Source organism: Variovorax sp. FG153 (assembly GCF_057809595.1).
This window is the reverse complement of the sequence record NZ_JBMDKG010000026.1, coordinates 13,752-26,714: the sequence shown is the minus strand read 5'-3', so window position 1 is coordinate 26,714 and position 12,963 is coordinate 13,752. Positions and strand designations below refer to the sequence as shown.

At 70.5% G+C, this 12,963-nt stretch carries 11 protein-coding genes; 2 read left to right on the top strand and 9 right to left on the bottom strand.

What is annotated here, in order from left to right; all coding sequences use genetic code 11:
* Genes nadE through ACODT0_RS25025 form a run of 4 tightly spaced genes read right to left on the bottom strand, consistent with a single transcriptional unit; the run spans position 1 to position 4,571 of the window.
* Positions 1–846 (bottom strand): NAD(+) synthase, encoded by an 846-nt coding sequence (nadE, locus tag ACODT0_RS25040; protein WP_261216382.1) that lies wholly within the window; start codon positions 844–846, stop codon positions 1–3.
* 28 nt (positions 847–874) lie between these two features.
* Complete coding sequence (locus ACODT0_RS25035) at positions 875–2,044, bottom strand: phospholipase A (protein ID WP_479671554.1); 1,170 nt, start codon at positions 2,042–2,044, stop codon at positions 875–877.
* Positions 2,041–2,493, bottom strand: a complete 453-nt coding sequence (locus ACODT0_RS25030) for a hypothetical protein (RefSeq protein ID WP_057593204.1) — start codon at positions 2,491–2,493, stop codon at positions 2,041–2,043. The genes ACODT0_RS25035 and ACODT0_RS25030 overlap by 4 nt, the downstream gene beginning before the upstream one ends.
* A complete protein-coding gene (locus ACODT0_RS25025; protein ID WP_057593203.1) occupies positions 2,490–4,571 on the bottom strand; it encodes an ATP-dependent helicase in 2,082 nt (693 codons plus the stop codon). Before ACODT0_RS25025 ends, ACODT0_RS25030 begins: the two co-directional genes overlap by 4 nt.
* Positions 4,572–4,757: 186 nt before the next feature.
* Here ACODT0_RS25025 and ACODT0_RS25020 point away from each other — a divergent pair, with 186 nt between their 5' ends.
* A complete protein-coding gene (locus ACODT0_RS25020) occupies positions 4,758–5,780 on the top strand; it encodes an AEC family transporter (protein ID WP_489042567.1) in 1,023 nt (340 codons plus the stop codon).
* A 6-nt stretch (positions 5,781–5,786) separates the two neighbouring features.
* On the opposite strand, the gene ACODT0_RS25015 is transcribed toward ACODT0_RS25020, so the two are convergent.
* Positions 5,787–6,404: a hypothetical protein gene (locus tag ACODT0_RS25015; RefSeq protein ID WP_057593201.1), complete on the bottom strand. Its 618-nt coding sequence runs from the start codon at positions 6,402–6,404 to the stop codon at positions 5,787–5,789.
* A 319-nt stretch (positions 6,405–6,723) separates the two neighbouring features.
* Between ACODT0_RS25015 and ACODT0_RS25010 the strand changes: the two genes are divergently transcribed.
* The gene (locus tag ACODT0_RS25010; RefSeq protein ID WP_261216378.1) at positions 6,724–6,942 is read left to right on the top strand and encodes a hypothetical protein; all 219 of its coding nucleotides are present in this window, start codon (positions 6,724–6,726) and stop codon (positions 6,940–6,942) included.
* Between the two features lie 23 nt (positions 6,943–6,965).
* Here ACODT0_RS25010 and ACODT0_RS25005 read toward each other — a convergent pair whose 3' ends face one another.
* The 4 genes from ACODT0_RS25005 to ACODT0_RS24990 all read right to left on the bottom strand — a co-directional run bounded on the left by ACODT0_RS25005 (position 6,966) and on the right by ACODT0_RS24990 (position 12,887).
* Entirely contained in the window at positions 6,966–9,071 is a 2,106-nt protein-coding gene (locus ACODT0_RS25005; RefSeq protein ID WP_172705754.1) for a primosomal protein N', read from the bottom strand.
* Positions 9,072–9,556: 485 nt separating this feature from the next.
* The gene (gene hemE, locus ACODT0_RS25000) at positions 9,557–10,672 is read right to left on the bottom strand and encodes a uroporphyrinogen decarboxylase (protein ID WP_413761552.1); all 1,116 of its coding nucleotides are present in this window, start codon (positions 10,670–10,672) and stop codon (positions 9,557–9,559) included.
* A gap of 35 nt (positions 10,673–10,707) precedes the next feature.
* Positions 10,708–12,018 carry an MFS transporter gene (locus tag ACODT0_RS24995; protein ID WP_489042566.1) on the bottom strand — a complete coding sequence of 437 codons (1,311 nt, stop codon included), beginning with the start codon at positions 12,016–12,018 and terminating at the stop codon, positions 10,708–10,710.
* Positions 12,019–12,182: 164 nt separating this feature from the next.
* A complete protein-coding gene (locus ACODT0_RS24990; RefSeq protein WP_261216376.1) occupies positions 12,183–12,887 on the bottom strand; it encodes a redoxin domain-containing protein in 705 nt (234 codons plus the stop codon).
* Positions 12,888–12,963: the final 76 nt, after the last annotated feature.

Genomic DNA, 12,963 nt, shown 5'->3' with positions numbered 1-12,963 from the left:
TCAGGCCGCCGGCGGCTCGACCGGCAGCGCGCGCTTGTGCGCGCTCTTGCGGTGCGTCGCGAGGATGATCTCGCGCGCCGCGGCCGATACCGGCTTGCCCTCGAGGAAGTCGTCGATCTGCTCGTAGGTCACGCCGAAGGCGTCCTCGTCGGGCTTGCCCGGCACCAGCGACTCGAGGTCGGCCGTGGGCACCTTGTAGACCAGCGCATCGGGCGCGCCGAGCAGCTGCGCCACCGCGCGCACGCGGCGCTTGTTGAGGCCGGTCAGCGGCGTGATGTCGGCCGCGCCGTCGCCGAACTTGGTGAAGAAGCCCATCAGCGCCTCGGCCGCGTGGTCGGTGCCGATCACGATGCCGTTGTGGGCACCGGCCACCGCGAACTGCGCGATCATGCGCTGGCGCGCCTTGATGTTGCCGAGCACGAAGTCCTCGTGCGCCGCGTCGCGGAAGGCGAGGTCGCCGGCCTTGAGCGCCGCGAGCATCGCGTCGGCCGCGGGCCGCACGTCCACCGTCAGCAGGCGGTCGGGGCGGATCACGGCCAGCGAGGCCTGCGCCTCGGCCTCGTCCTTCTGCACGCCGTAGGGCAGCCGCATCGCGATGAAGGTGGCCTCGCGGCCCTCGGCGCGCAGCCGCTCGACCGCGCGCTGCGCGAGGCAGCCGGCGGTCAGCGAATCCACGCCGCCGCTGATGCCCAGCACATAGGTCGACAGGCCCGTGCGGCGCAGGTAGGCGGCGAGGAACTCGACGCGCCGCTCGAGCTCGGCGGCGGCGTCGAACACGGGCGCGACGGACAGCGCCGCGATGATCTCGCGCTGCGTGGCGTCGACGGGGGACAGTTCGGTGCTCATGGAAAAGGTCTCCGTGGGTTCGCGGACATCAGAAGTCGACCAGACTCAGGCCGATGCTCAACACCGTGCGCTTGCGGTTGTAGTCCACCAGCGTGTCGCCGTAGCCGTGGAACAGCTGCGTGTGGAAGCGCAGGTTGCTCTTCGTCGGATCGCCGATCGCCTTCATCCACTCGAGCCGCACCGAGCCGCGCCCGCTGTCGCGCAGGTTGTTGCGCACCGTGATGCCCAGCGTGTTGTTGCGGTCGAGGTTCCAGCGGCCGGTGATCTCGGCGCGGCCGACGTAGTCGGCGATGTCGGGGTTGTCGTCCTTCTCCGGGTTCTCCGACAGGCGTTTCCAGATCCGGCCCGTGATGCTGAAGCGGTCGTCGAGCTCGGCGCCGCCCATCAGGTAGACGCGGTTCCAGCTGCGCGACAGCGGCAGGCTCTGGCCGTTGGACTGGTGCACGATGCCCAGTCCGGTGTAGCGCCAGCGCCAGCCGCCCGGCAGCTTGAAGTCGGTCGGGTAGACATACATCAGCTCGGGTTCGTGGTCGGTGGTGCGGAAGGGCCGCGAGATCGCGCCGTTGAACAGCTGCCAGGTCGACTGCTGCGTGTAGGCGAACCACAGCGAGTCCTTCCTGATCGGGTCGTTCTGCGTCAGCAGGCCCTGCGCGAGCTTGGTGCGCACCGACAGGCCGATGCGCATCTCGTTGGCCTGGTAGGCCACCGGGTCGGCGGTGTGGCCGGCCGAGGGCGAAGTGGGCGTGTCGGGCTTGTGGGTCGCGGCCGAGACCGAGACGTTGAGCGGCCGGTAGCCGCGGAAGCCGAAGGTGCCGCAGTCGGTGGCGGTCTCGAGTTCCCAGAAGCGCGACAGCGCCGAGTACTGCCGGTCGCGGCAGCCCTCGGTGGTGGCGACCGAGACCACGCGCGTGGCCGGGATCGAGCCGTCGACCGGCGGCGCGGGCTGGGTGTTGGCGAGCACCGGCGGCGCGACCGGCACCGACACCGAGGGCAGCGTCTGCTGCTGGGCCCAGCGGTCGTAGCAGGCCAGCCGCGCGGCGTTGTCGGCGCCGAGCGCGGCGCAGCTCTGCCAGGTGAGCTGGTTGTCGGCCAGCGGGCTCTTGGGCTGGTCGACGGCCTGCGCCTGCGCGGCGCCGGCCAGCAGCAGCGCCGCGGTGGCCAGGACCGCGCGCAGGCGGCCTTGCATGGTGGTGTTCATTTCCCCGACCCTTCCTTTTTCGTCAGCACGAAGGGATGCGTGCTCTCATCGGTGGCATCGCGCCAGGTGCCGCGGAATTCGCGGCCGCAGCCGCCGGGCGCCATCGCGCCGACCCAGACGCCGCTGATGCTGCGCCCGTCGAGCGATTCGTCGATGGCCAGCGTGCCGTCGTCGCCGATGTCGCCCGCCAGTTGCGCTACCGCGGCCGGCCGGCCGGTGGCGGCGGGGCGCGCGACGGTGCCGCGCACGCCGGCGTATTCGGGATGGCGGCCCAGCTGCACGACGGCCACGGCCGGCAGGCCGTCGAAGCGCGCCTCCCAGCGGCCGTAGAGCGCCTCGGGCGGCAGGTCCTGCACGCTCTCGGGGCAGGCGCTGGCTTGGGCGAGCGCGCCGGCCGAAGCCGCAAGGGCGAGGGCCGCGAGGGCCAGTCCTCGAACGGGCCGCTTCATGGCGCGGTCGACGAGGCCGCGGCGGCGGCCGCGCCTTCCTGTGCCTTGCGCGCGAACTCCGCGCGCAGCGCCTTGAGCTTCTCGCGCGGGTCCTCGCGCGTGGTGCTCTTGTCGAGCGCCATCTCGGCGATGAAGCGGCTGGGCTGCGCGAGCACCATCTCGCGGCCCTTCTTGCGGCGCTTGGTCCAGCTCACCGCGAGGCTGCGCTGCGCGCGCGTGATGCCCACGTACATCAGCCGGCGCTCTTCCTGCAGCCGCTCGAGCGTGCTCTCGCTGACCTGCTGCTGGCGGCCGTCGTCGTCGTCGAGCTTGAAGGGCAGCAGGCCCTCGTTGCAGCCGATCAGCATCACGTGCGGCCACTCGAGGCCCTTGGAGGCGTGCAGCGTCGAGAGCGTGACCACGTTCTGGTCCTGCTCGCGCTCGCTGATGGTCGACAGCAGCGAGATCGTCTGCGCCACCTCGAGCAGGCTCTTGGGCTCGCTGGTGTTGTTGACGCCGGCCGCGTCGTCGAGCTCGCCGCCGCAGCGCTGCGCCATCCAGTCGCAGAACTCCATCACGTTGGTCCAGCGCGTGGCCGCGGCCTGCTCGCTGTCCTCGCCGTCGTAGAGGTGCTTCTCGTACTCGATCTCCTTGAGCCAGGTGTCGAGGAAGGCACGCGCGTTCTCGGCGCCCAGGGTCTGGCGCGCGCGGTATTCGAGGTCGTTGATGTAGCGGCCGAACTCGTGCAGGCTTTCAAGCGCGCGCTTGGGCATCACGCTGGGCAGCGAGGACGAGAACAGCGCCTCGAACAGGCTCAGCTTGTACTGGCTGCCGAAGGTGCCCAGCGCCGCCAGCGTGGTGTGGCCGATGCCGCGCTTGGGCGTGGTGATGGCGCGCAGGAACGCGGGATCGTCGTCGTTGTTGACCCACAGGCGGAACCAGCCGCAGAGGTCCTTGATCTCGGCGCGGTCGAAGAAGCTCTGACCGCCCGAGACCTTGTAGGGCACCTGCGCGCGCCGCAGCGCCTGCTCGAACACGCGTGCCTGGTGGTTGGCGCGGTAGAGGATCGCGAAGTCGCGGAACTCCTTGTGGGTCGAGGTCTCGCGCAGGCTCACGAGGCGCGCCACCGTGCGCTCGGCCTCGTGCATCTCGCTGTCGCAGTCGACCACGCGCACCGGCTCGCCCTCGCCGAGCTCGGAGAACAGCGTCTTCGGGAACAGCTTGGGGTTGGGGCCGATCACGTTGTTGGCCGCGCGCAGGATGGCGCTGGTCGAGCGGTAGTTCTGCTCGAGCTTGATGACCTTGAGCGTGGGGTAGTCGACCGGCAGCTTGCGCAGGTTGTCGAGCGTGGCGCCGCGCCAGCCGTAGATCGACTGGTCGTCGTCGCCCACCGCCGTGAAGTGGCCCCGCGTGCCCGACAGCGCCTTGAGCACCTCGTACTGGGTGGCGTTGGTGTCCTGGTATTCGTCCACCAGGATGTGGCCCAGCGTGGCCTGCCACTTGTTGCGCACTTCCTCGAAGTCGCGCAGCAGCTTGAGCGGCATGCCGATCAGGTCGTCGAAGTCCACGCTCTGGTAGGCGGCCAGGCGCTCCTCGTAGCGCGCCATGATGGTGGCCGTGATGCGCTCGTTGTCGTCGGCCGCGATGGCCTCGGCCTGGGCCGCGTTCAGGCCCATGTTCTTCCACTTGCTGATGGTCCACTGCCAGATGCGCGCGGTGGCGAGGTCGCTGGTGCCGCCCGCGTCCTTGAGGATCTTGGTCACGTCGTCGGCATCGAGGATGCTGAACTGCGACTTCAGGCCCAGCACCGCGCCGTCCTCGCGCATCATGCGCACGCCCAGCGCGTGGAAGGTGCAGATCACCACCTTCTTGGCATCGCGCCCGATCAGCCCCTTGGCGCGCTCGCGCATCTCGGCGGCGGCCTTGTTGGTGAAGGTGATGGCCGCGATCCGCTGGGGCTCGAGCCCGGCCTGGATCAGGCGCGCGATCTTGTGCGTGATCACCCGCGTCTTGCCCGAGCCCGCGCCCGCGAGCACGAGGCAGGGGCCGTGCATGTAGTTGACCGCTTCTTGTTGCGCGAGATTGAGACCGTGGGACATGGAAAGGGGGGAGGGGGAGCCGGCAGGGGCCGCGGGGCGCGGCGGGCGCGAAAGCGCGCAATGATACGGGCGCCGCAGGGGCCGCGGCGTCGGCCGATACCGCGATGTGGGAAGCGCGGTAAACGCACCGTAAAGGGGCATCGGCGGCCTTCGGCGAGGGCCGGGGCCGGCGGCGACAATCGCGCCGTGCTGCCCGTATTTCTCGTTACCTTTCCCTTCTTCGCGTTGATCGCCGCCGGCTACGGCGCCGCCCGTGCCCGCATCCTTCCGCTCGATGCGATCCCCGGCCTCAACACCTTCGTCCTCTACTTCGCGCTGCCCTGCATGCTGCTGCGCTTCGGCGCCGGCACGCCGATCGGCCAGCTGCTCGACGGCAGCGTCGCGCTGGTCTGGGGCCTGAGCGCGCTCCTGGTGGTGGGCTGCGTGGTGGCGTTCACGCGCAACGCGCGCATCGGCTGGAACGACGCTGCCTTCGGCGCGCTGGTGGCGGCCTTCCCGAACACCGGCTTCATGGGCGTGCCGCTGCTGGTGGCCATCCTCGGCGCGCAGGCGGCCGGGCCGATGATCATCACCATCGCCTTCGACCTCGTGGTCACCTCCTCGCTGTGCATCGCGCTGTCGCGGCTCGACGGCGCCAGCGCGAGCGGGACGCACCACGGGCCGCGGCAGGCCGCGCGCCAGGCGCTGCGCGGCATCCTGGTCAATCCGATGCCGTGGTCGATCCTGCTCGGCGTGCTGCTGTCGGCCGCGCGCTGGAAGTTGCCGGGCCCGGTGGAGCGCACGGTGGCGATGCTGGCCGATGCGGCCTCGCCGGTGGCCCTGTTCACCATCGGCGCGGTGCTCGCGCGCTCGGCGCTGGTGGCGCGCGAGCACGGCGCGAGCGCGGCCGTGGCCCAGGCCATGGGCAGCGGCGCGCGGCCCCTGCCGAAGGCGCCGCTGGCCGACGTGCTGCCGGTGGTGCTGGGGAAGCTGCTCGCGCACCCGCTGCTGGTGTGGGGACTGGGGCTCGCGGCGATCGCGCTGGGCCTGCCGCTGTCGTGGCCGGCGCTGGTGGCGATCGTGCTGGTGGCGGCGCTGCCGAGCGCGAGCAACGTGTCGATGCTGGCCGAGCGCTTCGGCGCCGACAACGGGCGCATCGCGCGCATCATCCTGTGGACGACGGTGGCGGCCTTCTTCAGCTTCCCGCTGGCGGTAGGGCTGCTGAAGTGAAGCTTGCTACGGCGTCAGCACGCCGAGCTTGAACGGATCGGCATCGGGCAGGCGCTCGCACTTCGAGAAATCGCGGCCCTGCGTGCCGTCGCAATAGAAGGCGTTGTAGATGCGGCCGAACAGCGAGGGGCTGGCGGTGAACAGCACGCCGTGCTCGGGCTGCCAGTTGTCGTGCGCGCCACGGCCGTCGGCCGAGGCCTCGATCACCTTGGGCGCATTGGCGCCCGTCGTGAAGTCGGCCGGTGTCCTGTGCGCGTCGTCGCGCCAGCGCACCGCGAGTTCGGCGGCCGTGGGCCGCGCCGCCACCGGCAGCATCAGGCCGTTGACCTGGAAGCCGTCGCTGAAGCGGTGCGTCTTGCCCGCGAGGAAGGCGTAGGCGCAGGCCGCCATGCACTGGCCGCGCACCTCGGTCTCGACGCCGCTCGCGCGGATCGCGTCGGCATAGGCGCCGGCCGCCTCGGCGGTGCCGCCAAGGGAGTCTTCCAGCACCACGGTGCGCACCGTGCCGCTGTTGAGGTGGTCGATGAAGCTCGCGAGCTCGCTGCCGTCGAGCATGCCCGAGACCAGCAGCAGCCGGCCCTGGCGTTCGATCTCGGCGGCGTGCGCGGCCACGGGTGCGAGCATGAGGAAGCAGGCCCAAGCGGAGGCCGCGACAGACAGAATCCCACTTGCGAAATGGAGAGGTTTCACGAGCGACCTTTGCCTTCCGGAGAGCGGGCTCGATGGGCGCCCGGGGCCCGGAGGAGCGCCGCGTCGCGGACTCCTCCACGGAGTCTTTTGCAGCGCCGCTCGCACGGCGTCAACTCTTTTTTCAGAATTTTTCCCGCGCCCCATGCCGGCCGTAAGACATAGCTACCCGATACCACTTCGGATGAATGCTTGAGTTCGCATCCGCGCTGCTAAAGTGGGCCGCAGACCGGAAGATGGCATGGGAGCTCGCACGATGATGGCAACACTGTTCCGAATTCTTTTATGGCTGGCGTGGCTCGCCGGCGCGGGCTGGCTCTGGCAGGCCGGCAAGCTCGGCACGGCCTCGGCGCTCGCGCTCGGCGCGCTGAGCCTGGTGGTGTTCGCCTGGCCCGGCAGCGTCGCGCGACGGCGCCATGCGGACCGCGAACTGCGCTATGTCGAGATGGGCAAGGAGCCGATGAGCCTGCACTGAGCGCGGGCCCATGGCGACGAGGTTCAGATCCCCTGCGGATCGACGTCGATCAGCCAGCGGATCACGCCCTTGCCCTCGGGCGTGCGCCGCAACGCATGCAGCTGCGGTTGCCACAGCGCGAGCATGCGCTGCAGCGCGGCGCGCGATGCGCTCTCCAGCAGCATCTGCGCGCGCTCCACGTTGGCCACGCGCTGGATCGCCAGCGGCACGGCCGGATAGCGCATCACCTGCGCCGCTCCCTCCAGTCCATCGGCCGCGGCGCTCGCCGCATTGAGAAAGGCCTGCGCCGCCTCCTGCGTGCGCGCATCGGCGCGCACCAGCGCCTGGTAGGCGAAGGGCGGCATCGCTGCGGCCTGCCGCTCCTCGAGCTGCTGCGCCGCGAAGGCCGGGTAGTCGTGCCGGCGCAGCGCCTGGAACAGCGGATGCTGCGCATGGTGCGTCTGGATCCACATCTCGGCCGTGCTGCCCTGCGTGGCCAGGTAGGCGGCATCGCGGCCCGCGCGGCCGGCCGACTGCATCAGCAGGCTGAACAGCCGCTCGGGCGCGCGGAAGTCGCTCGAGAACAGCGCGCCGTCGGGGTTGACCGCGGCCACCAGCGTGATGCGGCGGAAGTCGTGGCCCTTGGCGATCATCTGCGTGCCGACCAGCACGTCGACCTCGCCCGCGTGCACCGCCGCGAGCTGCGATTCGAGCGCGCCCTGCTTCTTGGTGCTGTCGGCGTCGATGCGCGCGATGCTCACCGCGCTGCCGTCGGGCCGCTTCACGGCCGAGAACAGCTCGGCCAGGTGCTCCTCGAGCCGCTCGGTGCCGCGGCCCACGGGCGCGATGTCGAGGTTGCCGCAGACCGGGCAGGCGCGCGGCACGCGCTCGGTGTAGCCGCAGTGGTGGCAGCGCAGCGTGCGGTCGATCTTGTGGAACACGCGGTAGGCGCTGCAGTGCGGGCACTCGCTCTTCCAGCCGCAGTCGCCGCAGGCCAGCACCGGCGCATAGCCGCGCCGGTTGAGGAAGATCATGCTCTGCTCGCCGCGCGCGATGCGCTGGCCGATGGCATCGAGCAACGTGGCCGAGAGCACGGTCTTCGCGGGCTGCAGCGTCATGTCGACCAGCCGCACCGTGGGCAGCTCGCCCGCGCCGATGCGCGAGGGCATGGCCAGCCGCACGTAGCGCCCACCAGGGTCGCCGTCGGCGGCCGGGCGGCTCTGGTGCCAGCTTTCGAGCGAGGGCGTGGCCGAGCCCAGGATCACCTTGACCTTCTCGCGGTGGCCGCGCCACACGGCGAGGTCGCGCGCCGAATAGCGCGCGCCTTCCTGCTGCTTGTAGCTCGGGTCGTGTTCCTCGTCGACCACGATCAGCGCCAGCTTCGGCATCGAGGCGAACACCGCCATGCGCGTGCCCAGCACGATGCGCGCGGCGCCCGCGTGCGCGGCCAGCCAGCTCGCGAGGCGCTGCGGGTTCGTCATGCCGCTGTGCAGCGACACCACCGCCTGCGCGCCGAAGCGCGCCTTGAAGCGGGCCTCGAGCTGCGGCGTGAGGTTGATCTCGGGCACCATCACCAGCGCCTGCGCCTCGGGCGAGCGCGCCAGCAGCGCGGCCACGCAGCGCAGGTAGACCTCGGTCTTGCCGCTGCCGGTGCTGCCGGCCAGCAGGAACGGGCCTTCCTCGGCTTCTATGCGCGCGAGCGCGGCGGCCTGCTCGGGGCTGGGCTCGACCGGGGAGGGCGTGCCGGTGTCGGCCGCGGCCTCGTCGTCGGCCCCCTTGCGCTTGAGCCGGCGCGCGAGCTGCACCGTGCTCAGGTCGCGCAGCTGCGGCGGCAGCGCGGCCAGCGCGATCTCGCCGATCGAGCGCTGGTAGTAGCGCCCGGCGAAGGCCACCAGGTCGCGCCAGGCCGGGCCCAGCGGCGCGAGCGCGTCGAGCGCGGCGCCCACCGGCTTGAGCGCCAGGTCGGGCGCGGCCAGTTCCTCGGCCGTCCGCGCCTCGGCATGCCAGACCACCCCGAGCACCTCGCGCCGGCCCAGCGGCACCCGCACCAGCGTGCCGGCCGGCAGCGGCGCGTCGCCGCCATAGCTCAGCACGTCGCCCAGCGCGCTGTGCGCGGGCGTCTGCACCGCCACGTCGATGCGCCAGGGCAACGCGGCGCCGGACGTGCCGGGGCCGCCGTTCGTCGGTTCGCCGAGCAGGTCTTCGCTGGGAATGGGGCGGCTTGGGATGGTGTCCTCGTTGGCGGGGTTTGTTAAAGCAGTGTTGAGCAAAGTCACTTAAGTCGTTGATTTTTCAGTGCTTTGCGGCCCGTCCAGAGTTTCTGTGGATAACTTTGTTGAAAACCGGGCTGGACTCGTCGCCAGGCCTTGAAAATCAAGGCTCTGGCTGGATTGCCCGCAAAAAGGGCAAAGTTCAAACTCCATATAAATCAACAACTTAGCTTCGCTATTGCTTTGGTAGCGGCGCCAGGACCGCCTAACGCAATCTTGCGCACTGCAACACGCGTTTTGTGCATAAGTCGGTCGCCGAAGCCCGTTTTGGGCCTTGACAAAGCCGCTGCGCCGCATTCTGGCCATCTTCTTTTCCACATCCGCCGCGCTGGCGGGTGGCTGCGGCCGGCGGCTGGCGGGCCGTGTCAGGCGGGCTGCCGCAGCCGGCGCGATTGCGCGTGCACCGCCTGCACCAGCGCCGACACGTGTTCGGGCGGCGTGAACTGGCTGATGCCGTGGCCCAGGTTGAAGATGTGGGTCGGCCCGGCGGTCGCGCGGTCGGTGTGCGGCGCGCCGAAGGCTTGCAGCACCTTCGCCACCTCGGCCTCGATGCGCGCGGGCGGCGCGAACAGCACGTTGGGGTCGATGTTGCCCTGCAGCGCCTTGGCCTGGCCGTCGCTGCCCTCGGCCACGCGGCGGCGCGCGGCGCCGAGGTTCACGGTCCAGTCCACGCCGAGCACCTGGCAGTCGAGCGCGCGCATGTCCTCGAGCCAGAGCCCGCCGCCCTTGGTGAAGACGATGCGCGGCACCGGCTGGCCGTCGGGGCCGTGGCGCTTGAGGCCGGCGAGCACGCGCGCGGTGTAGGCCAGGCTGAATTCCTGGAACGCGCCGTCGGCCAGCACGCCGCCCCAGCTGTCGAACACCATCACGGCCTGCGCGCCGGCGTCGATCTGGGCGTTGAGGTAGGCGGCCACGGCATCGGCATTGATCGCGAGCACGCGGTGCATCAGGTCGGGGCGGCCGTAGAGCATGCTCTTCACGAGCCGGTAGTCGCTCGAGCCCGCGCCCTCGACCATGTAGCAGGCCAGCGTCCACGGGCTGCCCGAGAAGCCGATCAGCGGCACGCGGCCGTCGAGCGCCTTGCGGATCGAGGCCACGGCGTCGAAGACGTAGCGCAGCTTGTCCATGTCGGGCACTTCGAGCGCGGCCACGGCGGCTTCGTCGCGCAGCGGGCGCGCGAAGCGCGGGCCCTCGCCGGCCTCGAACGAGAGGCCCAGGCCCATCGCGTCGGGCACGGTGAGGATGTCGGAGAACAGGATCGCCGCGTCGAGCGGATAGCGCGCCAGCGGCTGCAGCGTGACCTCGGTCGCGTGGTCGACGTTGGTGGCCAGTCCCATGAAGCTGCCGGCCCGCGCGCGGGTGGCGACGTACTCGGGCAGGTAGCGGCCGGCCTGGCGCATCAGCCAGACGGGCGTGTGGTCGGTGGCCTGGCGCCAGCAGGCTCGCAGGAAGGTGTCGTTTTGCAGGGGGGCGAAGGGCATCGGGCGATTGTCGCAGGGCCCCCGCCGCGCGCCCGTCAGACCGCCGGCACGCGCCGCGCGTCGGCCGGATTCACGTTGCGCCGGTAGAGCACCAGTGTCGCGACCAGCCCGCAGATCGCGGCCGCCGTCATCCACAGGCCCGGCGCGGCCTTGTCGCCGGTCATCTCGATCAGGCCGGTGGCCACGGCCGGCGTGAAGCCGCCGAACAGCGCGGTCGCGAGGCTGTAGGCCAGCGAGAAGCCGGCGGTGCGCACGCTGACCGGCATCACCTCGGTCAGCGCCACCACCATCGCGCCGTTGTAGCTCGCGTAGAGGAACGAGAGCCACAGCTCGACCTCGAGCATGCGCGCGAAGCTCGGCGCGCCGACCAGCCACTTGAGCGACGGATAGGCCGTGAGGATGGTCAGCACGGTGAACGCGATCAACAGGGGCTTGCGGCCCACGCGGTCCGACAGCGCGCCCATGATCGGCAGCCAGATGAAGTTGGAGATGGCCACGCACAGCGTGACGACCAGCGCGTCGGTGGTGCTCAGGTGCAGCACGGCCTTGCCGAAGGTGGGCGTGTAGACCGTGATCAGGTAGAAGGACACGGTGGTCATCGACACCAGCATCATCCCGGCGATCACCAGGCCCCAGTTGGCGACCATCGAGCGGAAGATCTCGCGCGCGTCGGGGCGGTGCTTGCGCGCCATGAACTCCTCGGTCTCCTGCAGCGAGCGGCGGATCACGAACAGCACCGGCACGATCAGGCAGCCGACGAAGAAGGGCACGCGCCAGTAGAAGTCGCCGATCTCCTGCGCGCTGAAGGTGACGTTGAGCCAGTAGCCGAGCGCGGCCGCCACCACGATGGCGACCTGCTGGCTGGCCGATTGCCAGCTCACGTAGAAGCCCTTGCGGCCCGGCGTGGCCATCTCCGACAGGTAGACCGACACGCCGCCGAGCTCCACGCCGGCCGAGAAGCCCTGCAGCAGCCGCCCGATCAGCACCAGCAGCGGCGCGGCGAAGCCGATGGTGGCGTAGGACGGCACGCAGGCGATCAGCAGCGTGCCCAGCGCCATCAGCGCGAGCGTGACGATCAGGCCCTTGCGGCGGCCCACGCGGTCGACGTAGGCGCCGAGGAAGATCGCGCCCAGCGGCCGCATCAGGAAGCCGGCGCCGAAGGTCATGAAGGTCAGCATCAGCGAGGCGAACTCGTCGCCGGCCGGGAAGAAGGCCTTCGAGATCTGCGTGGCGTAGAAGCCGAACAGGAAGAAGTCGAACATCTCCATGAAGTTGCCGCCGGTCACGCGCAGAACGGTGGCGAACTTGGAGCTGGAGGCAGTCGCGCCTTTGGACGCTGTGGTCATGTGTGGGGTCCCCTGGATGCGCGTGCGAGATGCATGCACCTCAAGGGTAGGAAGGGCTCCCCGACCGCAAGCTGACGCGCGCGGTCAGGTACCTGTCAAAGCCGGCGCCAAAGAAAAAGAGGCGCCGCGGCGCCTCTTGCTGAGCGACGGGCCCGGGGTCGGGCTCAGGTCTTGTACTTGATCGAGCAGCCGTAGGGCCGCGTGCTCGCCGCCGTGATCGGCTTGCTGCCGAAGGCCTCGCCGAGCGCCTGGTTCACGTAGTTGACGGCGGTCTTGATGTCGTCCACGCGCGCCGAGGCGATGGAGTCGATGCCGCCCGCATACACCAGCGTGCCCTTGGGATCGATGATGAAGATGTGCGGCGTGGTGCGCGCGCCGTAGGCCTGGCCGATCATGCCGTCCTCGTCCATCAGCACCGCCGTGGGCGCGGCCGACTGCGACTTCATCCAGTCGGCCAGCGCGGCCGGCTTCAGGTAGTCGCTGGCGGCGCGCTCGGTGGAGTTGATGGCCAGCCAGACCACGCCCTTGTCGGTGGCGGCCTTCTGGGTGGCGGGCATGTTGCCGCTGCCGTAGTGCTTGCGCACGAAGGGGCAGCCGGGGTTGGTCCATTCGAGCACCACGAACTTGCCCGCGAAGTCGGACAGCTTGTGCTTGGCACCGCTGGTGTCGACGGCGACGAAGTCGGGCGCCTGCTGGCCCACGGCGGGCGCGGCGAAGGCGTTGTTGCTCACGAGGAAGGTGGCGCCCAGCGCGACGGCGGCGGCCATGACGGCGCGGCGCGAGGCACGGCTGAGGGCGGCGCGGGCTCGGCGCGCGGCGCGCACCGAGCGCGAGTCGGGGCGCAGCTCGGTAGACGGGGGGAGGGACATGGGCTGATCGAACTCCATGGAGATATTTCCGAATGACGGCGACAGCTTAGAGCGGTTTTTTCATGTGCCTGTGACA